19 protein-coding genes are annotated in these 22,346 nt (G+C 71.0%); 11 read left to right on the forward strand and 8 right to left on the reverse strand.

Features of this window, described 5'->3' with window-relative positions; all coding sequences use genetic code 11:
• Positions 1 to 56 precede the first annotated feature (56 nt).
• Entirely contained in the window at positions 57 to 1,553 is a 1,497-nt protein-coding gene (locus tag D1J63_RS22110) for an MFS transporter (RefSeq protein WP_125631065.1), read from the reverse strand.
• Between the two features lie 575 nt (positions 1,554 to 2,128).
• On the opposite strand from D1J63_RS22110, the gene D1J63_RS22115 reads away from it, so the two are divergent.
• The gene (locus tag D1J63_RS22115) at positions 2,129 to 2,806 is read left to right on the forward strand and encodes a response regulator transcription factor (RefSeq protein WP_019329973.1); all 678 of its coding nucleotides are present in this window, start codon (positions 2,129 to 2,131) and stop codon (positions 2,804 to 2,806) included.
• 34 nt (positions 2,807 to 2,840) lie between these two features.
• Positions 2,841 to 4,115 carry a two-component system sensor histidine kinase DraK gene (draK, locus tag D1J63_RS22120; protein WP_102930212.1) on the forward strand — a complete coding sequence of 425 codons (1,275 nt, stop codon included), beginning with the start codon at positions 2,841 to 2,843 and terminating at the stop codon, positions 4,113 to 4,115.
• Between the two features lie 24 nt (positions 4,116 to 4,139).
• On the opposite strand, the gene D1J63_RS22125 is transcribed toward draK, so the two are convergent.
• The gene (locus D1J63_RS22125) at positions 4,140 to 4,712 is read right to left on the reverse strand and encodes a GtrA family protein (RefSeq protein ID WP_125631068.1); all 573 of its coding nucleotides are present in this window, start codon (positions 4,710 to 4,712) and stop codon (positions 4,140 to 4,142) included.
• Positions 4,713 to 4,877: 165 nt separating this feature from the next.
• On the opposite strand from D1J63_RS22125, the gene D1J63_RS22130 reads away from it, so the two are divergent.
• The 4 genes from D1J63_RS22130 to D1J63_RS22145 all read left to right on the forward strand — a co-directional run bounded on the left by D1J63_RS22130 (position 4,878) and on the right by D1J63_RS22145 (position 9,026).
• Positions 4,878 to 6,017 (forward strand): 5-(carboxyamino)imidazole ribonucleotide synthase, encoded by a 1,140-nt coding sequence (locus tag D1J63_RS22130; protein WP_102930210.1) that lies wholly within the window; start codon positions 4,878 to 4,880, stop codon positions 6,015 to 6,017.
• Entirely contained in the window at positions 6,014 to 6,556 is a 543-nt protein-coding gene (purE, locus tag D1J63_RS22135) for a 5-(carboxyamino)imidazole ribonucleotide mutase (protein WP_102930209.1), read from the forward strand. Before D1J63_RS22130 ends, purE begins: the two co-directional genes overlap by 4 nt.
• A 28-nt stretch (positions 6,557 to 6,584) precedes the next feature.
• Entirely contained in the window at positions 6,585 to 7,763 is a 1,179-nt protein-coding gene (locus D1J63_RS22140) for a dipeptidase (RefSeq protein ID WP_125631070.1), read from the forward strand.
• Positions 7,764 to 7,895: 132 nt separating this feature from the next.
• Positions 7,896 to 9,026 carry a dipeptidase gene (locus D1J63_RS22145; protein WP_125631073.1) on the forward strand — a complete coding sequence of 377 codons (1,131 nt, stop codon included), beginning with the start codon at positions 7,896 to 7,898 and terminating at the stop codon, positions 9,024 to 9,026.
• A 28-nt stretch (positions 9,027 to 9,054) separates the two neighbouring features.
• Here the strand turns inward: D1J63_RS22145 and D1J63_RS22150 are convergent, their stop codons facing one another.
• The gene (locus tag D1J63_RS22150; RefSeq protein ID WP_102930221.1) at positions 9,055 to 9,414 is read right to left on the reverse strand and encodes a VOC family protein; all 360 of its coding nucleotides are present in this window, start codon (positions 9,412 to 9,414) and stop codon (positions 9,055 to 9,057) included.
• Positions 9,415 to 9,524: 110 nt separating this feature from the next.
• Between D1J63_RS22150 and D1J63_RS22155 the strand changes: the two genes are divergently transcribed.
• Positions 9,525 to 10,034 carry a CGNR zinc finger domain-containing protein gene (locus D1J63_RS22155; protein ID WP_102930206.1) on the forward strand — a complete coding sequence of 170 codons (510 nt, stop codon included), beginning with the start codon at positions 9,525 to 9,527 and terminating at the stop codon, positions 10,032 to 10,034.
• A gap of 117 nt (positions 10,035 to 10,151) precedes the next feature.
• On the opposite strand, the gene D1J63_RS22160 is transcribed toward D1J63_RS22155, so the two are convergent.
• Positions 10,152 to 11,495: a UDP-glucose/GDP-mannose dehydrogenase family protein gene (locus tag D1J63_RS22160; RefSeq protein WP_102930205.1), complete on the reverse strand. Its 1,344-nt coding sequence runs from the start codon at positions 11,493 to 11,495 to the stop codon at positions 10,152 to 10,154.
• A 191-nt stretch (positions 11,496 to 11,686) separates the two neighbouring features.
• On the opposite strand from D1J63_RS22160, the gene D1J63_RS22165 reads away from it, so the two are divergent.
• Entirely contained in the window at positions 11,687 to 12,844 is a 1,158-nt protein-coding gene (locus D1J63_RS22165; RefSeq protein WP_102930204.1) for an acyl-CoA dehydrogenase, read from the forward strand.
• Between the two features lie 140 nt (positions 12,845 to 12,984).
• Positions 12,985 to 14,025, forward strand: coding sequence for a vWA domain-containing protein (locus tag D1J63_RS22170; RefSeq protein WP_102930203.1), 1,041 nt, complete (start codon positions 12,985 to 12,987; stop codon positions 14,023 to 14,025).
• 42 nt (positions 14,026 to 14,067) lie between these two features.
• On the opposite strand, the gene D1J63_RS22175 is transcribed toward D1J63_RS22170, so the two are convergent.
• Positions 14,068 to 14,634, reverse strand: coding sequence for an acyl-CoA thioesterase (locus tag D1J63_RS22175; protein WP_102930202.1), 567 nt, complete (start codon positions 14,632 to 14,634; stop codon positions 14,068 to 14,070).
• 119 nt (positions 14,635 to 14,753) lie between these two features.
• On the opposite strand from D1J63_RS22175, the gene D1J63_RS22180 reads away from it, so the two are divergent.
• Complete coding sequence (locus D1J63_RS22180; RefSeq protein WP_176155061.1) at positions 14,754 to 16,031, forward strand: LCP family protein; 1,278 nt, start codon at positions 14,754 to 14,756, stop codon at positions 16,029 to 16,031.
• 31 nt (positions 16,032 to 16,062) lie between these two features.
• Here D1J63_RS22180 and D1J63_RS22185 read toward each other — a convergent pair whose 3' ends face one another.
• Positions 16,063 to 17,439 (reverse strand): LCP family protein, encoded by a 1,377-nt coding sequence (locus D1J63_RS22185; protein WP_125631075.1) that lies wholly within the window; start codon positions 17,437 to 17,439, stop codon positions 16,063 to 16,065.
• A 287-nt stretch (positions 17,440 to 17,726) separates the two neighbouring features.
• On the opposite strand from D1J63_RS22185, the gene D1J63_RS22190 reads away from it, so the two are divergent.
• Entirely contained in the window at positions 17,727 to 18,782 is a 1,056-nt protein-coding gene (locus D1J63_RS22190) for a glycosyltransferase family 2 protein (protein WP_125631077.1), read from the forward strand.
• Between the two features lie 16 nt (positions 18,783 to 18,798).
• Here D1J63_RS22190 and D1J63_RS22195 read toward each other — a convergent pair whose 3' ends face one another.
• Both D1J63_RS22195 and D1J63_RS22200 read right to left on the reverse strand, forming a co-directional pair.
• Complete coding sequence (locus D1J63_RS22195; protein ID WP_125631079.1) at positions 18,799 to 20,493, reverse strand: LCP family protein; 1,695 nt, start codon at positions 20,491 to 20,493, stop codon at positions 18,799 to 18,801.
• 76 nt (positions 20,494 to 20,569) lie between these two features.
• Complete coding sequence (locus tag D1J63_RS22200) at positions 20,570 to 22,294, reverse strand: LCP family protein (RefSeq protein ID WP_176155065.1); 1,725 nt, start codon at positions 22,292 to 22,294, stop codon at positions 20,570 to 20,572.
• Positions 22,295 to 22,346 lie beyond the last annotated feature (52 nt).

Genomic DNA, 22,346 nt, shown 5'->3' on the forward strand with positions numbered 1-22,346 from the left:
ACCCCATCCGCAGGACGAGGTGACCCTCCGAGAAGGCGCGGGCGTGCCCGCAGGGCTCAGCGGACGTCGCCCATGAGCTCCTTGACGCGCTTGCGGTACATCCAGATCGCGACGCCCGCGACCACCGCGAGGGTGGCCTCCGCGGCGACGATGCCCGTCTTGTTGAGGTCGACGCCGGCGATGGAGAGCAGGCCGGTCGTGGCGTCACCGGCGGTGACGGCCAGGAACCAGACGCCCATCATCTGGGAGGCGTACTTCACCGGAGCCATCTTCGTCGTCACCGACAGGCCGACCGGGGAGAGCATCAGCTCACCGCAGGTCTGGACGAAGTAGATCGCCACCAGCCACAGCGCCGCCGCCTTGTGGCCGCCCTCCGCGATGCCCAGCGGGGCCAGGAAGAGGAAGAAGGACGCGCCGACCAGGACCAGGCCGAAGGAGAACTTGACGACCGTGCTCGGCTCCTTGCCGCGGCGGTTGAGCGCCAGCCACACCGTGGCGAAGACCGGGGCCAGGGCCATGATGATGACCGGGTTGACCGACTGGAACCAGGAGACCGGGAAGTCCCAGCCGAGGACGCTGGTGTTCGTCGAGGAGTCGGCGAACAGCGACAGGGTCGAGCCGCCCTGGTCGTAGATCATCCAGAACACGGCCGCGGCGACGAAGAACCAGATGTACGCCGACATCTTGGACTGCTCCTCGCGGTCCAGGGACTTGTCGCGCTTGATGTTGGTCAGCACCAGCACCGGGACGATCACGCCGAGCAGGGTCAGCGGGACCAGGACCCAGTTCAGGGTGTAGGTACCGGAGAAGCCGACGATCGCGTAGAAGACGACGGCCAGCGCGGCCCAGAACGCGGCCTTGCGCAGCGTCGAGGTCTTCTCCTGGGCGGACAGCGGCTTGGGGACCACGCTGGAGTGCGGGTCCAGGTGGCGGCTGCCGATCAGGAACTGGAGCACGCCCAGACCCATGCCGACCGCGGCGAGGGCGAAGCCCAGGTGCCAGTTGACGTTCTCGCCGATGGTGCCGATGGTCAGCGGCGCCGCGAAGGCACCGAGGTTGATGCCCATGTAGAAGACGGTGAAGCCACCGTCGCGGCGCGGGTCGTCGGGGCCGCTGTAGAGCTGGCCGACCATCGTCGAGATGTTGGCCTTCAGCAGACCCGAGCCGATGGCGACCAGACCGAGGCCCGCGTAGAACGTGCCCGCGGAGGGCAGCGCCAGCGTGAGGTGGCCGAGCATGATCACGCCACCGGCGATGGCGACGGTCTTGCGGGGGCCCCACACGCGGTCGCCGAACCAGCCGCCCGGCATCGTGAGCAGGTACACCAGCGAGAGGTACACCGAGTAGATCGCGGTCGCGGTGCCGGCGTTGAGGCCGAGGCCACCCGGGGCGACGAGGTACAGCGGGAGCAGAGCCCTCATGCCGTAGTAGGAGAACCTCTCCCACATCTCGGTCATGAAGAGTGTGGCCAGTCCGCGGGGGTGGCCGAAGAAGGTCTTCTCGGTTCCGGGGGTGCCCGGGGTGACCGAGTCCTTCGTCAGGCTGGACGCCATGGTCGATCCTTGCTGGTCGGGACGCGCTCACGAGGCGATGCGCGCCCGGTGGGGGGCGGCCGGCACCGGCGGCCTTTCCCGCCCGTCCCACGCCTGAGGGATTCCGCTCCGGGTTGCGAAGCGGTGGGCGGCGGCCACCGGGATCCACGCCTCCGTGCGCGTCACTGCACGCGGTGAGGCCCGGCCACAGGTCATTCCTTTCAAGGCCGGCCGTGGGGGCCGGCCCGCACACAAAAGAGACCTTCAGCGTCGAAACTGTCGCCAAAGGTCCTCTGGGTGCTACAGGCGCTGATTCACCATACGGCAGTACACCGCCCGGTATGGAAGGACTTGAGACGTGAATCACAGGTAACTGTGGAACCGCGAACGATCTTTCGAAGGTTTATTCCAGGATGGCACCCCACAGGCGCAGGTGCGGACGCGGGGTGGCCGAGGGCGGGTCGCGCGGCGCATGTCCGGCGCGTGCCCGGCTTGTCCCCGAGTGCTCCACAGGTGACGCACAGGTGCTCCGCGGGCGGGAGTGCCCTGGGTCGATCTTGCCCCGGGCGTTGCTCCGAGCGGTCTACCATCAGCTCATGACCCGTGTACTGCTCGCCGAGGACGACGCGTCCATCTCGGAGCCGCTGGCCCGCGCACTGCGCAGGGAAGGGTACGAGGTCGAGGTGCGTGAGGACGGACCCACCGCACTCGACGCGGGGCTGCAGGGCGGCATCGACCTGGTCGTGCTGGACCTCGGCCTGCCGGACATGGACGGTCTCGAGGTCGCCCGCCGGCTGCGGTCCGAGGGCCACGCCGTGCCGATCCTGATCCTGACCGCGCGCGCCGACGAGGTGGACACCGTCGTCGGCCTGGACGCGGGCGCCGACGACTACGTCACCAAGCCCTTCCGCCTCGCCGAGCTGCTCGCCCGGGTCCGGGCCCTGCTGCGGCGCGGCGCCGTCGAGCCCCCGCAGCCGCCCGCCACCCACGGTGTGCGCATCGACGTCGAGTCGCACCGGGCCTGGATGGGCGAGGAGGAGCTCCAGCTCACCGCGAAGGAGTTCGACCTGCTGCGGGTCCTGGTGCGCGACGCCGGCCGGGTCGTCACCCGCGACCAGCTGATGCGCGAGGTCTGGGACACCACCTGGTGGTCGTCGACCAAGACCCTCGACATGCACATCTCCTGGCTGCGCAAGAAGCTCGGCGACGACGCGGCCAACCCCCGCTACATCGCCACCGTGCGCGGCGTGGGCTTCCGTTTCGAGAAGAACTGAGCGGGCCCCGAGCGGGCCTTGCGGGTAAGAGGACATGCGCCGTCGACTGATCCAGTCCACGCTCGCCGTGGTGCTCGTCGTGATCGCCGTCTTCGGCGTCTCCCTCGTCATCGTCGAGACCCGCACGATCAGCAGCACCGCACAGGAGAGGGTCGACCTGGAGGCGGTCCGGCTGGCCAGCATCGTGGACAGCCGGCTCATCGGCACCGGCTCCGTCGACGAGCAGTTCCTGCGGGAGCAGATCCGCGACGCCCGGTACGCCCTGATCCGCATCCCCGGCGAGCCGGTCGTCGAGGTCGGCGACAAGCCGTCCGGCGACGTCCTCCAGGGCAGGGCCACCGGCGAGGAGGGCGAGACCGTCCTCGTCGAGGAGCCCAGGTCCTCGGTGACCCGCGAGGTCGGCCGGACCCTGCTGATCATCGGCCTGGTGGCGCTGCTCGCGGTGGTCGCCGCCGTACTGCTGGCGATCCGGCAGGCCAACCGCCTCGCCTCCCCGCTCACCGACCTCGCCGAGACCGCCGAACGCCTCGGTTCCGGCGACCCGCGCCCCCGGCACAAGCGGTACGGCGTCCCCGAGCTGGACCGTGTCGCCGACGTCCTGGACTCCTCCGCCGAGCGCATCGCCCGGATGCTCACCGCCGAGCGCCGGCTGGCCGCCGACGCCTCCCACCAGCTCCGTACGCCGCTGACCGCGCTGTCGATGCGGCTGGAGGAGATCACCCTCACCGACGAGCCGGAGACGGTGAAGGAGGAGGCGACGATCGCGCTGTCGCAGGTGGAGCGGCTGACGGACGTCGTCGACCGGCTGCTGACCAACTCCCGCGACCCGCGCAGCGGCTCCGCCGTCACCTTCGAGCTGGACGACGTCATCCAGCAGCAGATCGCCGAGTGGCGCCCCGCCTACCGCAGCGAGGGCCGGGCCATCGTCAGCTCCGGCAAGCGTCATCTGACGGCCGTGGGCACCCCGGGCGCCGTGGCGCAGGTGCTGGCCGCGCTGATCGAGAACTCCCTGATGCACGGCGGCGGCACCGTCGCCCTGCGGACCCGGGTGACCGGCAACCAGGCCGTCGTCGAGGTCACCGACGAGGGGCCCGGCGTCCCGGCCGACCTGGGGGCGCGGATCTTCGAGCGGGCGATCAGCGGACGCAACTCCACGGGCATCGGCCTCGCCGTCGCCCGCGACCTGGCCGAGGCGGACGGCGGACGCCTGGAGCTGCTCCAGGGGCGCCCGCCGGTCTTCGGGCTGTTCCTGTCCCGTACCCCGCCCCCGAAGAAGTCCTCGGGGGACGGCGGCCAGACGGTGCGCTGAGCGCGCCGGAGGGCGGCGAGCCGGTCAGCGGTGACCGGCGGGGGCGCCGTCGGCCCGGGGGAGCGCGGTCGGGTGTTCGTGCTCCAGGAAGGTCTCGGCCCGCGTCACCGGCTCACGGGCGGGCAGCGCCCGGAAGACCCAGCTGCGGTACGACCAGAAGCGGAACAGCGTGCCGATCCCGATGCCGAGGAACTTGAAGATGTTGCTCTGCAGCGGGCTGTCCCAGCCGAACCCGTACGTCGCCGTGTAGAGCACGCCGTTCTCGATCACCAGCCCGATCGCGCTGAACACCAGGAACAGCGACATCTCGCGGGTCCGGCCGCTCTTGTCGCGGTCGCGGTAGGTGAAATAGCGGAAGCCCACGTAGTTGAAGGCGATCGCGACGACCGTGGCGATGATGCTGGCCCGCACGACCTGGAGGTCGGTCGTGTGCCGCACGAAGTTGAAGACGAGGAGGTTGACCAGCACCCCCGCGCCGCCCACGGCGCCGAACTTCACGACCTCGCGCACGAGCCGGTCGATCCGGCCCCGCACTCCCTCACGGGGTGCCCGGGGCGTGGCGGGAGCCGTCTGAGCACCCGAGGAACCATGTCCCATGGTCGTGCAGGCCCCCGTCCATCGGTTGGCGTCAATCCGCTCATGCTAACCACCCGGACGCGCGATCTTCCTGCGGACGGACCCACGAGGGTCGGAACGGGCGCGGAGAGCGGCGGGAAACGGCCGGTAAACAGGTGGGCTCCGCGCGGCCGATACGCTAGGGGTGTGACGTTCCCCGTAGTCGGCATGGTCGGCGGTGGCCAGCTCGCTCGTATGACACACGAGGCGGGCATCCCGTTGGGCATCAGGTTCAAGCTTCTCAGTGACACTCCTCAGGACTCCGCGGCGCAGGTCGTGAACGAAGTCGTCGTCGGCGACTATCGCGATCTGGACACGTTGCGCGAGTTCGCGCGCGGCTGTGACGTGATCACCTTCGATCACGAGCACGTGCCGACCGAGCACCTCAAGGCCCTGGAGGCGGACGGCATCCCCGTGCGCCCCGGCCCCGAGGCGCTCGTGCACGCCCAGGACAAGGGCGTGATGCGCGCGAAGCTCGACGCGATCGGCGTGCCCTGCCCGCGGCACCGCATCGTGAGCGATCCGGCCGACGTGGCCGCCTTCGCGGACGAGGGCGAGGGTTTCCCCGTCGTCCTCAAGACGGTCCGCGGCGGGTACGACGGCAAGGGCGTGTGGGTCGTGGACTCCGTGGCGGAGGCCGCCGAGCCCTTCCGCGCGGGCGTGCCCGTGCTGGCGGAGGAGAAGGTCGACTTCGTCCGCGAGCTGGCCGCCAACGTGGTCCGCTCCCCGCACGGCCAGGCGGTGGCCTACCCCGTCGTCGAGTCCCAGCAGGTCAACGGCGTCTGCGACACGGTGATCGCCCCGGCGCCCGGCCTCGACGAGGAGCTGGCCCTGCGCGCCGAGGAGATGGCGCTCGGCATCGCCAAGGAACTGGACGTCGTCGGCCACCTGGCCGTCGAGCTGTTCCAGACCCGCGACGGCCGCATCCTCGTCAACGAGCTGGCGATGCGCCCGCACAACTCCGGCCACTGGACGATGGACGGCGCGATCACCTCGCAGTTCGCCAACCACGTCCGCGCCGTCCTCGACCTCCCGCTCGGCGACCCGCGCCCGCGCGCCAAGTGGACGGTCATGGTCAACGTCCTGGGCGGCGACTACCCGGACATGTACTCCGCGTACCTGCACTGCATGGCCCGCGACCCCCAGCTCAAGATCCACATGTACGGCAAGGACGTGAAGCCCGGCCGCAAGGTGGGCCACGTCAACACCTACGGCGACGACCTGGACGACGTGCTGGAGCGCGCCCGTCACGCTGCCGGCTACCTGAGAGGGACGATCACCGAATGAGCCAGGCCAGCCCGGCGAGCCCGGTCGTAGGCATCGTCATGGGGTCGGACTCCGACTGGCCCGTCATGGAGGCCGCCGCCAAGGCACTCGACGAGTTCGAGATCCCCTACGAGGTGGACGTCGTCTCCGCGCACCGCATGCCGCACGAGATGATCGCGTACGGCGAGCAGGCCGCGGGGCGGGGACTGAAGGCGATCGTCGCCGGGGCCGGGGGCGCCGCCCACCTGCCCGGCATGCTCGCCTCCGTCACCCCGCTGCCGGTCATCGGCGTCCCGGTGCCGCTGAAGTACCTGGACGGCATGGACAGCCTCCTGTCCATCGTGCAGATGCCGGCCGGCGTCCCCGTCGCCACGGTCTCCGTCGGCGGCGCCCGCAACGCCGGGCTGCTGGCCGCCCGCATCCTCGCCGCCCACGACGAGGAGCTGCTCGGCCGGATGCGCGAGTTCCAGCAGGACCTCAACGACCAGGCCACCGAGAAGGGCAAGCGACTGCGCAACAAGGTCGCGGGCTCGACGGCCGGCTTCGGCTTCGGAAAGTGACCGACACACAGTGACGGAAGGTACGCGGATGACCTCGCTGGACCGGGCCCGGGAGCTGCTGCGCGAGTTCCCCGTCGTCGACGGGCACAACGACCTGCCCTGGGCGCTGCGCGAACAGGTCCGCTACGACCTCGACGCCCGGGACATCGCCGCCGACCAGTCCGCGTACCTCCACACCGACCTGGCCCGGCTGCGGACCGGCGGCGTCGGCGCGCAGTACTGGTCGGTGTACGTCCGCTCCGACCTGCCCGGCGCGGTGACGGCGACGCTGGAGCAGATCGACTGCGTACGGCAGCTCATCGCCCGCCACCCCGGCGAGCTGCGCGCCGCGCTGACCGCCGCCGACATGGAGGCGGCCCGCGCCGAGGGCCGGATCGCCTCCCTGATGGGCGCCGAGGGCGGCCACTCCATCGACAACTCGCTGGCCACGCTGCGCGCCCTGTACGCGCTCGGCGTGCGCTACATGACGCTCACCCACAACGACAACGTCGCCTGGGCGGACTCGGCGACCGACGAGCCCGGCGTCGGCGGTCTGTCGGCCTTCGGCCGCGAGGTCGTGCGGGAGATGAACCGCGAGGGCATGCTGGTCGACCTCTCGCACGTCGCGGCGACGACGATGCGCGACGCGCTGGACACCTCCACCGCGCCGGTGATCTTCTCCCACTCGTCCTCCCGCGCGGTGTGCGACCACCCGCGCAACATCCCGGACGACGTGCTGGAGCGACTGCCCGCCAACGGCGGCATGGCGATGGTGACGTTCGTGCCGAAGTTCGTGCTCCAGGCCGCCGTGGACTGGACGGCGGAGGCCGACGAGAACATGCGCGCGCACGGCTTCCACCACCTGGACTCCAGCCCCGAGGCGATGAAGGTGCACGCCGCCTTCGAGGAGCGCGTCCCGCGCCCCGTGGCCACCGTCTCCACGGTCGCCGACCACCTCGACCACATGCGCGAGGTCGCCGGCGTCGACCACCTGGGCATCGGCGGCGACTACGACGGCACGCCCTTCACCCCGGACGGCCTCGACGACGTCGCCGGCTACCCGAACCTGATCGCCGAACTCCTCGACCGCGGCTGGTCCCAGGCCGACCTGGCCAAGCTCACCTGGAAGAACGCGGTCCGCGTCCTGGACGCCGCGGAGGACGTGGCCCGGGGGCTCCGGGCGACGCGGGGACCGTCCAACGCCACCATCGAGCAGCTGGACGGCTGAACCGCCCGCTTCCGGCCGACGGGTGGGGCGCGCGTGGGGCGCTCGTACCCCCGAACGCCCCACCCACCAGGAAGCCCTTACCGCTCCGTGCGACGGTGGCCGTATCTCACGACGACCGTACGGAGCACCGCCATGGCAGATCTCCAGGACGACCTGCACACCGGTAGCGAGGCCGGTGGGCTCGACGACCTGCCCGTGCCGCTCGCCGCGGAGGCCTTTCCGCCGGAGCCCTACGCGCCCGTGTCCGACCCCGACGACGAGCCGTCGGCCCGGGCGCTCGCCGTGCTGGCCGCCCATCCCGTCGCCGACGGCTGCAGCGGGCTGCCCTGGGCGCTCAGGCATCTGCCCTGGTACGACCTGGAGCTGGGCGAGAGCGCCGTCGACACCGACGTGCCGCGGCTGCGCGAGGGACACGTGGGCGCGCTGCTGTGGTCGCTGCACCTGCCCGAGTCCGTCGACGGCGACCGTGCGGTCGGCGCCACGCTGGAACAGCTCGACCTGGTCAAGACGGTCGTGCGGGCCCACCCGGAGGGGCTGCGCCTGGCGTACGACGCCGGGCAGGCCATCGACGCCCGCAACTGCGGCCGGGTCGCCGTGATCCCCGGTCCCGCGGGCGCCGCCGCGATCGGCGACCGCCTCGGCATCCTGCGCTCCCTGCACGCCCTCGGCCTGCGCGCGCTGACGCTGTCCGGGGTGAGCTGGGCGGGCGAGGGGGGACTGACCCGGTTCGGCGAGGAGGTCGTCCGCGAGATGAACCGCCTCGGTGTCGTCGCCGACCTCTCCGGCGCCGGTGCCGAGACCATGCGCCGCACCTTCGCGGTGTCCAAGGCGCCGGCGCTGTGCACCCGCTCCGCCGCCCGCGCCCTGCGCCCGCACCCCGCCAACCTCCCCGACGACCTGCTGGTGGAGCTGGGCGCGGCCGGCGGCCTGTGCATGGTGCCGCTGACCGCCGAGCAGACCGGCCCGACCGTCCGGGACGTCGCCGACCACCTCGACCACGTGCGCACGGTGGCCGGCCCGCAGAGCGTCGGCCTGTCCGGCACCTACGACACCGGCACCGCCCACCCGCTGGAGCTGGGTGACCCCTCCTGCTACCCCCGGCTCATCGCCGAACTGCTCCGCCGCGGCTGGGACGAGGCGGACGTGGCCCTGCTGACCTGGGGCAACGTCCAGCGCGTCCTGCGTGCCGCGGCCTTCACCGCGAAGGCCGCCCAGCTGCGCCGCGAGCCGTCCACGGCGGCCATCGCCGACCTGGACGGCTGAGCGGGCGGCGCTCACCGGGCGCGGCGGCTCAGCAGGCGCAGAGGCAGAACGGGTGTCCGGCCGGGTCGGCGTAGACCCGGAAGGTGCGGGTGCGGTCCTCGGCGTCCAGCGGACGTGCGCCCAGCTCCAGGACCGCCTTCTCGGCCGCGTCCAGGTCCGTGACGGTGAGGTCGAGGTGGAACTGCTGCGAGTCGTCGGGCGCGGGCCACTTCGGCGGCACGAAGCCGGGGGCGGCCTGGAACGCCAGCGCCCGTCCGCCCGGCAGCTTCAGGTCGACCCAGTCGTCGTCGCCCTCGACGGTGCCGCCGAGCACGTCGGCGTAGAAGCGGGCCAGTGCGCGGGGCTCGGGACAGTCCAGGACCACGGGGCCCAGTTCGGCGACAGCCATGACTTCCTCCTTGAAGCGTCCGGTCGGGATCACCGTTGCCGGTTACCTGTAAGGACGGGTAACCGGTAACGGTTACTGTATGCTGCCCTATTGGGGGTAACGTCGCAAGCATGAGTGAGCGATCGCCCGCGCCGGGCGGCCTGGAACTGGTCGAGGCCCTGGTGAACACGCTGCTGAACGTCGAGACGGGCGCCGACTCGCTGGACACGCCGGAGGTCCGGGAGCGGTTCGGCCTGACGGAGGACGACCTGCCCGCCGCCCGTGAGCTGCGCGAGTCCCTGCGCGCCACCCTGCTCGCCCACGCCGGCCATCCGCCGCACCGCACGGTGACCCCGCTGGGCGAGCTGCTGGCCGCCGCCCCGCTGGTCGTCACCGTCGAGACGGCCGACGGCTCCGCCGCCCTCGCCCCGGTCCGGGAGGGCTCGCTGACCGCACGCGTCGCCGCCGCCGTCGCCGAGGCGCTGGTGGCCGGCACCTGGAGCCGGTTCAAGGCGTGCGAGGCGCCCGACTGCCACTGGGCGTACTACGACCGCAGCCCGGCCGGACGCGGCCGCTGGTGCTCCATGCAGGTGTGCGGGGCCCGCGCCAAGATGCGCCGCTACCGGGCCAAGGAGTCGTAAACACCGCCCGCTTCACCGGCCGCCCGGCCGCGCCCTGCGGCACAATACGGACGGACGCCGGTTCGGCCGACTGAGCCTCGGCCGAACCGGCGTCGCCCTCGGGGACCCCGGCAGCCGTCAGGCGGTGGGGCGGCCCATCGCCCGGTACGTCCAGCCGGCCTTGCGCCACAATGTCGGGTCCAGCGCGTTGCGCCCGTCCAGGATCACCCGGGCCGCCGCCGCCTCGCCCAGCACCTGCGGGTCCAGCTCGCGGAACTCCCGCCACTCGGTGAGGTGCAGCACGACGTCCGCGCCCCGCACCGCCTCCAGCGCCGAGTCGGCGTAGCCGAGGGTCGGGAAGAGCCGCCGGGCGTTGTCCATGCCCTTGGGGTCGTACACGGTCACCTGGGCGCCCTGGAGGTGGACCTGCCCGGCGACGTTCAGCGCGGGGGAGTCGCGCACGTCGTCCGAGTCGGGCTTGAAGGTGGCGCCGAGCACCGCGATCCGCTTGCCCAGGAACGGGCCGCCGCCCAGCGCCTGCCGGGTCAGCTCCACCATCTGGCCGCGCTGGCGCATGTTGATCGAGTCGATCTCGCGCAGGAAGGTCAGCGCCTGGTCGGCGCCCAGCTCACCGGCGCGGGCCATGAAGGCGCGGATGTCCTTGGGCAGACAGCCGCCGCCGAAGCCGATCCCGGCCCGCAGGAACTTCCGGCCGATCCGGTCGTCGTACCCGATGGCCTCCGCCAGCTTGGCCACGTCGCCGTCGGCGGCCTCGCACACCTCCGCCATCGCGTTGATGAACGAGATCTTGGTGGCGAGGAAGGAGTTCGCCGAGGTCTTCACCAGCTCGGCGGTCGGGAAGTCGGTGACGACGAAGGGCGAACCCTCCGCGACCGGCGTCGCGTAGACCTCGCGCAGCAGCTTCTCCGCCCGCTCGCTGCGCACGCCGACCACGATCCGGTCCGGGTGCAGCGTGTCCTCGACGGCGAAGCCCTCGCGCAGGAACTCCGGGTTCCAGGCCAGCTCGGCCTCGTGGCCGGCCGGCGCGTGCTCGGTCAGGTAGGCGGCCAGCCGGTCGGCGGAGCCCACCGGCACCGTCGACTTGCCGACGACCAGCGCGGGGCCGGTCAGATGCGGTGCCAGCGAGGCCAGCGCGGAGTCGACGTACGACATGTCGCAGGCGTACTCGCCGTGCTTCTGCGGGGTGTTCACGCACAGGAAGTGCACGTCGCCGAAGGCCGCGACCTCGGCGAAGTCGGTGGTGAAGCGCAGCCGCCCGCTGGACCCCTCGATCCCGGCGACGTGCTTGCCGAGCAGCTCCTGAAGGCCCGGCTCGTACATCGGGACCTCGCCCCGCTGGAGCATCTCGATCTTCTCGGGCACCACGTCCAGACCCAGCACCTCGAAACCGAGTTCGGCCATGGCCGCCGCGTGCGTCGCGCCGAGATAACCGGTACCGATCACGGTGATCTTCAGGGCCATGGGTGCTCCAGAGGTGTACGGCATGGGTGCGCGCCCGAGCATATCGGGGGACGCGGGGAAAGCCTTTCGAGACCTTTGGTCCGGCTGTCGTCAAGCTCACCTATCCACGAACGCGGGCGGGCCCTAAAATTTGGGTTACTTAACGGTAGTTAGCGTGCCCAGCATCACAGCGTTTTGGAGCGTGAGACACCTTGGCCGGATCGGCTGACTTCGACCTGTACCGCCCGTCGGAGGAGCACGACATGCTCCGCGACGCCGTCCGCTCGCTGGCCGAGGCGAAGATCGCGCCGCACGCCGCCGCGGTCGACGAGGAGGCCCGCTTCCCGCGGGAGGCGCTGGAGGCGCTCGTCGCCAACGACCTGCACGCCGTGCACGTGCCCGAGGAGTACGGTGGCGCCGGCGCCGACGCGCTCGCCACCGTCATCGTCATCGAGGAGGTCGCCCGTGTCTGCGCCTCCTCCTCCCTGATCCCCGCGGTGAACAAGCTGGGCTCGCTCCCCGTCATCCTCTCCGGCTCCGAGGAGCTGAAGAAGAAGTACATGGGCCCGCTCGCCAAGGGCGAGGGCATGTTCTCGTACTGCCTCTCCGAGCCGGACGCGGGCTCGGACGCGGCCGGCATGAAGACCAAGGCCGTCCGCGACGGCGACTTCTGGGTCCTCAACGGCGTCAAGCGCTGGATCACCAACGCGGGTGAGTCCGAGTTCTACACGGTCATGGCCGTGACGGACCCGACCAAGCGCTCCAAGGGCATCTCCGCCTTCGTCGTCGAGAAGTCCGACGAGGGCGTCTCCTTCGGTGCCCCGGAGAAGAAGCTCGGCATCAAGGGCTCCCCGACCCGGGAGGTCTACCTCGACAACGTCCGCATCCCCGCCGACCGCATGATCGGCGCGGAGGGCACCGGCTTCGCCACCGCGATGAAGACGCTGGACCACACCCGCATCACCATCGCCGCCCAGGCCCTCGGCATCGCCCAGGGCGCCCTCGACTACGCCAAGGGCTACGTCAAGGAGCGCAAGCAGTTCGGCAAGCCGATCGCCGACTTCCAGGGCATCCAGTTCATGCTCGCCGACATGGCCATGAAGATCGAGGCCGCCCGCCAGCTCACCTACGCGGCCGCCGCCAAGTCCGAGCGCGGTGACGGCGACCTGACCTTCCAGGGCGCCGCCGCCAAGTGCTTCGCCTCCGACGTGGCCATGGAGGTCACCACGGACGCCGTCCAGCTGCTCGGCGGCTACGGCTACACCCGCGACTACCCGGTGGAGCGCATGATGCGCGACGCCAAGATCACGCAGATCTACGAGGGCACCAACCAGGTCCAGCGCATCGTCATGGCGCGCAACCTGCCGTAACGGCGGTTTCCGTACAGCGAGGGGCGTCCGCCGGCCGGGCGCCCCTCGCTCGTCGTGACGGATTGTCAGTGGCGGGTGAGACGGTGGATCCATCGAGTCGGGAAGCCGCCGAGCGGCAGTCGGTAAGAGGGGGATCCGCCATGTCCGGAAGCCAGAACTACATCAACCACGTCGCTCTCGTGCTGGACGCCAGCTCGTCCATGTCCCGCCTGAGCCAGAAGGTGGTCGAGGTCGCCGACCAGCAGATCGCCTACCTGGCCCGCCGCTCCCAGGAACTGGACCAGGAGACCCGCGTCACGGTGTACGTCTTCGCCGACCGGGTGCAGTGCGTCATCTACGACAAGGACGTGCTGCGGATGCCGTCCCTGAAGCAGATGTACCGGGTCGGCGGCATGACGGCGCTGCTGGCCGCCACGCTCAAGTCGCAGCACGAGCTGGCGCAGACCGCCCAGCTCTACGGGGACCACAGCTTCCTGACCTTCGTCCTCACCGACGGCCAGGAGAACGTGAGCCACCGCTGCCCCGACGCCCCCACCAAGGACCCGCGTGCCCTGGTCCAGGCCGTGTCCTCGATGATCGAGACGCAGGAGGACAACTGGACGCTGGCCGTCCTCGTGCCCGACCAGATGGGCAAGCGCGAGGCCATGCAGTACGGCTTCCCGAAGGACAACATCGCCATCTGGGACGCCACCAGCACCCAGGGCCTGGAGGAGGCCGGACAGGTCATCCAGGAGGCCACCGAGAAGTTCATGGTGGGCCGCACCAAGGGCATCCGGGGTTCGCGGGCCGTCTTCTCCACTGGCGCGGACACGGTCAACAAGGACACCATCAAGGCGGCCGGTCTCACCCCGGTGGAGTCGTCGAAGTACCGGCTCATCGACGTCACCCGGGACGTCGCGATCCGGGAGTGGGTCGTCGAGAGCGGGCACACCTACCGCACCGGCGGCGCGTTCTACCAGCTCAGCAAGTCGGAGAAGGTCCAGCCGAAGAAGCAGATATCGGTGCTGGAGAAGAAGACGGACAAGATCTACACGGGACCCGAGGCCCGGGCCCTGCTCGGCCTGCCGGATGTCGAGGTCCGCGTCAAGCCGGACCACAACGACGACTTCACGATCTTCGTGCAGAGCACGAGCGTGAACCGGAAGCTGGTCGCGAACACGCGGCTCCTGCTCATGCTCTGACGCCCGTGCCGTCCGCGAGGGCCGCGACGTCCCGGGCGGGGGTCAGTCCTCGTACCCCTCGGCCGCCCGCCGCTCCCGCAGCTCCATGATCGCGCGGCGCCGGGCCAGGCGGTGGGTGCGGCGGATCTGCGCCTCCTGGTAGCGGCGCTTGTCCTTCTCGGTCTCGGGCAGGACCGGCGGGACCGTGCGGGGCCTGCCGTCGGCGTCCACGGCGGCGAAGACCAGATAGGCCGAGCCGACCTGGGTGGCCGGGGTGGACTCGTTCCAGCGCTCGGCCATGACCCGGACGCCCACCTCCATGGAGCTGCGGCCGGTCCAGTTGACCTGCGCCTTCACATGGACGAGGTCGCCGACGCGGACCGGTTCGAGGAACGCCATCTCGTCCATGGACGCGGTGACGGCGGGACCGCCGGAGTGCCGTCCGGCCACGGCCCCCGCCGCGTCGTCGACGAGCTTCATGATCACACCGCCGTGCACCGTCCCCAGAAGGTTGGTGTCGCTGTGCGTCATGATGTGGCTGAGGGTGGTGCGGGAGGCCGAGGTCGGCTTGCCCGGGATCTCCGGGGGCGCCGGCTGCGCGGCCGAGGCCTGTTCTGCCTGGTCTGTCATGGCCTCCACCTTATGCCGGAGCTACACCGGCGTGATTTTGTGTCGGGTTCGCAACAGCGCTGCCCTGATTTTCCGACGAACCTTGTAACGCCCACAGGGCAGCCCTGCACACTGGGCGCATGAATGATTGGCCCGAGGGATGGTCCGGTGACAACCGCGGCAGCGGATACGGGCGCGGCAGCGCGAGCGCACGGCCCGAGAGCGCGCGCGTGATGCGTCAGGTCCGCCGCGGTGCGACGCCGCCCGGCCCGGGCCCGTCGGCCCCGCCGTACGGCGCCGGGGTGCCCCAGCAGCCGTCGTACACCGACGGCCAGGGGTACGGCGGCGACGGCTACGACAGCGGCTACAACACCGGCCAGGTCTACGGCGGCGGTGGCGGCGGCCAGGGCCCCGGCCGTCAGCTCCGGGACCGGCCCGCGCCGAACTGGCGCCGCCGGATCAAGTGGACCGCGATCACGGTGGTGACCGTGCTCGTCGTCACCACCGTGGGCACCTACTTCTGGGCCGACTCCAAGCTCAACCGCGACGTCGACCTGTCCAAGGTCATCGACCGGCCCGAGGCCGGCGAGGGCACCAACTACCTGATCGTCGGGTCCGACAGCCGCGAGGGCATGTCCAAGGACCAGATGAAGGACCTGCACACCGGCTACGCCGAGGGCAAGCGCACCGACTCGATGATGATCCTGCACACCGGGGACAACGGGTCGACGCTGATCTCCCTGCCCCGCGACTCGGACGTGGAGATCCCGAGCTTCGTCGGCTCCGAGTCCGGCAAGACGTACAAGGGCACCGGTCGGCACACCAAGCTGAACGCCGCCTACGCCGAGGACGGCCCCGAGCTGCTGGTGCGCACCATCGAGTACAACACCGGGCTGCGCCTGGACCACTACGTGGAGATCGGCTTCGGCGGCTTCGCGAACATCGTGGACGCGGTCGGCGGCGTCGAGATCGACATCCCGCAGGACATCAAGGACAAGAAGTCCGGCGCCGACTTCAAGAAGGGCAAGCAGACCCTGGACGGCCAGGAGGCCCTCGCCTTCGTCCGCACCCGGTACGCCCTGCCCGGCTCCGACCTGGACCGCACCAAGAACCAGCAGAAGTTCCTGTCGGCGCTGGCGAGCCAGGTGGCCACCCCGTCGACCGTCCTCAACCCGTTCAAGCTGTACCCGACCATGGGCGCCGGCCTGGACTCACTCATCGTCGACAAGGACATGGGCCTGTTCGACCTGGCGAGCATGTTCTGGGCGATGAAGAGCGTCAGCGGCGGCGAGGGCACCTCGATGAACATGCCGATCTCGGGCAGTGTCGGCGGCAACCTCAAGTGGGACGACGCCAAGGTGAAGAAGCTCGTCCAGGAGCTGAAGAACGACGAGAAGGTCACCGTCTCCGGCAACTGAGCCCGGGCGCGCTGGTGAGCACCGGCGCGCCTCACTCCTTGCCGCAGACCACCTCGTCGCCCCGCACCACCGTGCCCGACTCCTGCGGCGGGTCGGCCGGCCGCACCTTCACCACCTTCTCGAAGTCGGCGCCCGCGATCACCTTGAGCGTCGCGCCCTGTCCCTTCACGGGCTTCAGCTCACTGCCGGGCAGGGCGGCGGCCAGCGACTTCGCCGACTGGTCCCAACGGGGGTCGTAGGCGACGACGGTCCGCTCGACCGCCCGGTCCCCGGCGTTGCGCGGCGCCTTGGTGGTGCGGAACCCGGTCGCGGCGAGCGCGTCGTCCACCCGCTTGCCGAGCCCCGAGGTGTGCGTGCCGTTCTCCACCTGGACGCGGATCTGCTTCGGGTCCACCGGGACCCGCACCGGAGCCGGCCCCTTCGGCCTCGGTTTCGGCGCGGCCAGCGGCTTGTCCTCGCGCAGGGCGTCGAAGAGCCGCTTCGACTTCACCGGGTCCCACTTCAGGGTCGAACCGACGCCCTCGACCTTGTATCCCATCTGCCCGATCGGCACGGTGGTGAACTCGGACGACGACGGCGAGAAGTCCCGCATCGCCCGCCCCAGCGTCAGCAGCTCGTCGGTGCCGAAGCCCTCGTCGGCGCGGACCGAGCCCAGCACGGCCCGGGTGACGTCACGGAACTTCAGCGGGTTCAGCAGGATCCCCGAGGAGGTCGCCCGGTCGATCAGGGCGGCCAGGAAGCGCTGCTGGCGCTTCATCCGGCTGAGGTCGGAGGCGCCGTCGAGGTGGCGGGAGCGCACGTACTGCAGCGCCTGCCCGCCCATCAGCGTGTGGGTGCCCGGGGCGAGGTCGAGCCCCGTGTAGCTGTCCTTGAGCGGCTGGACGGTGCAGATCTTCACCCCGCCGAGCACGTCCACGGTCTTCATGAAGCTGGTGAAGTCGACCTCCAGGTAGTGGTCGATCTTCACGCGGGTCATGTTCTCGACCGTGCGGATGGTCAGCTGCGGGCCGCCCTCGGCGTAGGCGGCGTTCAGCTTGAGCGGGTGCCCCTTGTGGTGCTCGCCCGTGGTGCGGTCGGTGTGGCCGGGCGTCTCGGCGTACGAGTCGCGCGGCAGGCTGACCACGCTCGCGCGCTCCCGGTCCTCCGAGATGTGCACGATCATGATGGTGTCGGTGCAGTGGCAGGGGGCGCCGCCCAGCCTGTACTTGCGCCGCTCCTCCTTGGTGATCTCGTCCCGGCCGTCCGTCCCGACCATCAGGACGTTCATGCCGTCGCCCGCCCTGGGCCGGTTCTTCATGTCCTTGAACGCGTCGACCCGCGAGATGTCCGAGTCCAGGTTGGAGAGCACCGCGTGCCCGATCCCGGCGGAGCCGAGCACCACCACCGACAGCGCGGTCACCGCCCGCATGGCCCAGCGCGGCCTCTTCCGCCGTACGGGGGGCCGCGGCGGACGCCGGGACGGCCGGGGGCCGCCGCGCTGCGACGGAGGCCCGCCCCGGTCGGTCGAGGCCGGGACCCGGGACGAGCGGGGCGGCGTGGGCAAGGGGACACCTCCGCGGGGACGGGCACCTGGGCGTGGAGCGTGCGGCCGGACGTGGGATTCGTGAGCACCGTAGGCCCATACGATCTGCTGCCCGGGGCTGTGACCCCCGCGGCGCGCACCCGTGTCCCCCGTTCGCGGTAACGTGAGCACCGATGAACGCCAAGTCCGACGTGCGGCTGCCCGCCGTTTCCGTGATCATGCCCGTCCTCAACGAGGAGCGGCACCTGCGCGGCGCCGTCCGCGCCATCCTCGCCCAGGAGTACGCCGGCGAGATGGAGGTCGTCATCGCCGTCGGTCCGTCCTCGGACCGCACGGAGGAGATCGCCGCCGAGCTCGTCGCCGAGGATCCGCGCGTGCACACCGTGCCGAACCCCACCGGCCGCACCCCCGCCGCGCTGAACGCCGCGATCAAGGCCTCCCGCCATCCAGTCGTCGTCCGCGTGGACGGCCACGGCATGCTGTCGCCGAACTACATCTCCACGGCCGTACGGCTGCTGGAGGAGACCGGCGCGCAGAACGTGGGCGGCATCATGCACGCCGAGGGCGAGAACGCCTGGGAGGACGCCGTCGCCGCCGCGATGACGTCGAAGATCGGTGTGGGCAACGCGGCCTTCCACACGGGCGGACAGGCGGCGCCCGCCGAGACCGTCTACCTCGGCGTGTTCCGCCGCGAGGCGCTGGAGCGGCAGGGCGGGTACAACGAGGAATTCATCCGCGCCCAGGACTGGGAGCTGAACTTCCGCATCCGCGAGGCCGGCGGCCTGATCTGGTTCTCGCCCGAGCTGAAGGTGTCCTACCGCCCCCGGCCGTCCGTGCGGGCGCTGGCCAAGCAGTACAAGGACTACGGCCGTTGGCGGCACGTCGTCGCCCGCTACCACTCCGGCTCCATCAACCTGCGCTACCTCGCGCCGCCGACCGCCGTGTGCGCCATCGCGGCCGGTGTCGTGGTGGGCGCGGCGCTGACCCCGTGGGGCTTCGTGGTGCCCGGCGGCTACCTCGCGGCGATCGTCGCGGGTTCGCTGCCCGCCGGCAAGGGGCTCGGGCTGAAGGCTCGGGCGCAGATCCCGGTGGCGCTGGCGACCATGCACATGTCGTGGGGCTGGGGCTTCCTGACCAGCCCGAAGTCGCTGGCCCGCAAGGTCATCGCCTCGCGGCGCCCGGCGGTGCGGCCGGAGACCGGGGCCGCGGACGCCGCCGGGGCCCGCTGACCCGGCCCCGACCGCCTCAGGACCAGGTGAACGCCGGGTTCACGTGCATGCAGGCGCTGTCGTCCGCGCCGTTGAGGGCCTGGGCGGACTCGGGAGTGCTGTTGTCGCTCCCGGGCGCCTTGTACGCCGTGCCCTCGCGCCAGTCGGCGCCCACGACCAGGGTGACGCCGGAGACGTCCGTGGAGCGCTTCACCGAACTCGCCGGGACGCCCAGGGACTTCGCCACGCGCCGTGCGTCGCCCTCCAGGTCGGCGCTCGGGTAGCGGATCACCGTACGGTCCTCGCTCGGCAGCACCGAGGGGTCCGCGACCGCCTTGGTGAAGCCCCGCTCGACCAGGAGCCCGGCGATCGCGTTCGCACGTCCGGGGGCGGTGCCCAGCTCGTCGGTGCGGGTGCCGTTGCGTACCTGGACCGCCAACTCGTCGTCGGGGGCGGCCGGGTCGGCCGGGGGCTCCGGCTCCGCGTCGGGCTTCTTCTTCGCGTCCTTGCCGTCCAGGGCGATGTCCTCGCGCACCAGCCGGAACAACTGCTCCGCGTCCTCGGTCGGTTCGACGCGGGCGCCCACGTACCGGTTGGGCATCGTGGTCATGGTGATGCGCTCGGGCTTCACCTTGCGCAGCTCGTCGCTGAGGTCGTACAGCTTCTTGACGGAGTCCAGGCCCGGGTCGACGGTGAGCGCCTCGGTGGCCTCCTCGGCGAGCCTGCGCAGCCGGTTCGGGCTGCTGAGGGTCGCGTTCTCGCGCAGCACCCGGACCATCGAGTTGAGGTACATGTGCTGGGCCTTGGCCCGCGCGAGGTCGCTGCCGTCCTCGAAGCCGTACCGGGTGCGCAGCCACTGCAGGGCCTGCTCGCCCTTGACCGGGTGGGTGCCCTTCTCGAGTTTCAGACCGGAGCCGTGGCCCTCGTTGTCGCGCGAGTGGATGTTGGCGTCCACGCAGACCGGGACGCCGCCGACGGCGTCCGCCATCGAGACCACGCCCGCGAAGTCGACCATCACGAAGTGGTCGATGTGGATGCCGGTCAGCTCCTGCCAGGTGGCCACCGCGCAGCCCGGACCGCCGTGACCGAGGCTCTGGTTGGTCATCACCCGGCCCTCGCTCGCCGGGTACACCGTGCCGTCGTCCGGGTCGGTGCACTTGGGTATCTCCAGCAGCGTGTCGCGCGGCATGCTGACCACCGACATGTTGCTGCGGTCGGCCGACAGGTGCACCAGCATCTGCACGTCCGCGAGTGGAGTGGAGCCGAACGTCTCGCGGGCGCCGCCCAGTTGCTGGTTCTCCTCGCTGTCCCGGGCGTCCGAGCCGATGACGAGGATGTTCAGCGGGGTCTGCCCGGCCGCGTTGGGCGTCGGCGCGGCGACCTTGTTGTCGCCCAGGTTCAGGGCGTCCTGCTTGATGTTGGCGTTGAGGTGCTCGTAGTAGAGGTAACCGGCCCCGGCGGTGCCTGCCAGGACCGCGGCGAGCAGCACCGCGGTCCAGCGCAGGGCCCGGCGGCGCCGACGCGGACGGGCGGCCACCACCTCGGGCTTCCCGCCGTCGCTCCCCGTGCCGCCCCCGGCGGCGTCCGCCGTGTCGTCGGCTATGCCGCCCCCACCCTCGTCCGCCGTGTCGTCGACACCGTTGTCGCCGTCCTCCCGGACGACCCCCGCACGCTCGGAGGCGTCTGCCGCGTCCTCCTGCGTGTCGTCCCCCTGCACACTGCTTCGCGTCATCTCCGCGTCCCTCCCCACCCCGCGCCGCCGCGCGGGCCCGTCGCCGTCCTGTGAGACGTACGACAGGCCCCTCAGGTCAACTGGCGCACAGCTTCTGGTCGGCCGTGGACGCGTTGTCCAGGTCCGGCTTCTTGACCGAGGTGGCGTCGAGCTTGACTCCGGCGCCCTTGAAGTCCTTGCCGAGGGTCAGGGTCATGGTGGGCAGGCCCTGGGAGTTGGTGACGCTCTCGCCGGGCTTCATGGCGGCGCCCGTCAGGCCGAGGATCTCGGCGAGGGCGCGGGCCTGGTCGGCCTGGTCGGGGGCGTACTCCAGGGTGGTCCTGGCGATGTCGGCGGGGGCGTTGCCCGCGTTCTCCGACTTCGCGACGCCGGCCTGGGTCTGGAGGTAGTTCAGCTCCTGCTGGGCACTGCCGGTGGGAGCACCGCCGTTCATGACGCGGACCCTGATCTCCGAGGGGTCGGACTTCGCGCCCTCGAGGCGGGCGGCGACGGCGGCGTCCTCCTTTTTCTTCTTCGCCTTCTTCTCCTGCTCGACCTCGGTGAAGGAGATGTCGTTCTTGATCATGTCGAAGATCGGGGGAGCCTTCGTCTCGTTCACGACCACCGTCGCCTTGACCTTCTCGGCCGGGTTGTCGAGCACCGGCACCGTGGTGAACGTGATGTTCTTCGGCGGCACCTTCTTCAGCTCCAGTGCGACGTCCTTGAGCGTGCCCACGTTGCCGATGGCGCTGTCCACGGTGAGGGCCTTGGTCGCGGCCTCGGCGAGCTTCACCAGCTTGGTGGGGCTGGTGAGGGTGTCGCTGGAGGACATCTTCCGCATGAGCGAGCCCAGGAACTGCTGCTGCACCTTGATGCGGTCCAGGTCGCCCTCGTTGCCGAAGGCGTGCCGGGTGCGGACGAAGGCCAGGGCCTGCTCGCCCTCGACCTTGGACTCGCCCGCGTCCAGGACGAGCCCGGACTTCTTGTCGTTGACGGCGTGCTCCACGCAGACCTCCACACCGTCGACCGCGGTGGTCAGCGTCTTGACCGCGTTGAAGTCGGCCATCATGAAGTGGTCGGGCTTGATGCCGGTCGTCTCCGTCACCGTCCGCATCGTGCAGCCCGCGTCCCGGCCGAGGTCGCCGAGGCTCTGGTTGAACCGGACGCCCTCGGAGCCGGGGATGACCTTCTTCGTCCCGTCCTCCTGCACGGTCTCGCAGTCGGGGATGTCGACGATCAGGTCGCGGGGGATGCTGAGCGCGGTCGCGTTGGAGCGGTCCTTGGCGACGTGCAGCAGGATGTTCGTGTCCGCGTGCCCGGCGCTGCCCTTGTCGCCGTAGCCCTCGTTGCCCGCACCGGTGCGCTTGTCGGTGCCGATGATGAGGATGTTGAAGGCCTCGTCCTTGCTGAAGCTGCTGCTTCCGGCGTTGCCGACGTCCGTCGTCGAGACGTTGCCCTCGAGGTGCTTGAGGTAGACGTAGCCGCCCACGCCGGCCACCAGGACGACGAAGGCCATGGTGCCGCCGGTCCACAGCAGGACCTTCTTGCCCTTGGACTTCTTCTTCTCCGGCCGGCGTCCGCGCCGGCCCGGCACCGGCTCCTCGGGCTCCGGGCGGCGCCGCCGCTGGGGCGGCACCTCGCGGCCCGGAGCGGACGTGCGGCGGCCCGCCGTGCGCGGTCCGGGGACGGACGACTCCGGTGCGGAGGGGGCGGAGGGCCCGGAAGGGGGCATCCGCAGTTCGTATTCACCGGTACGCGGATTCAGCACCCACTGGTCTGCGGGATCCACGTCGTCTGCCCGCCCACGTCCTTGCGCGTCCACGCTCTCCCAATCCTCCGTCGGGGCCACGCGGCACCTTCTCCTGAAGGCGCAC

It is taken from the genome of Streptomyces sp. KPB2, assembly GCF_003950055.1.
GTDB lineage: Bacteria > Actinomycetota > Actinomycetes > Streptomycetales > Streptomycetaceae > Streptomyces > Streptomyces salinarius.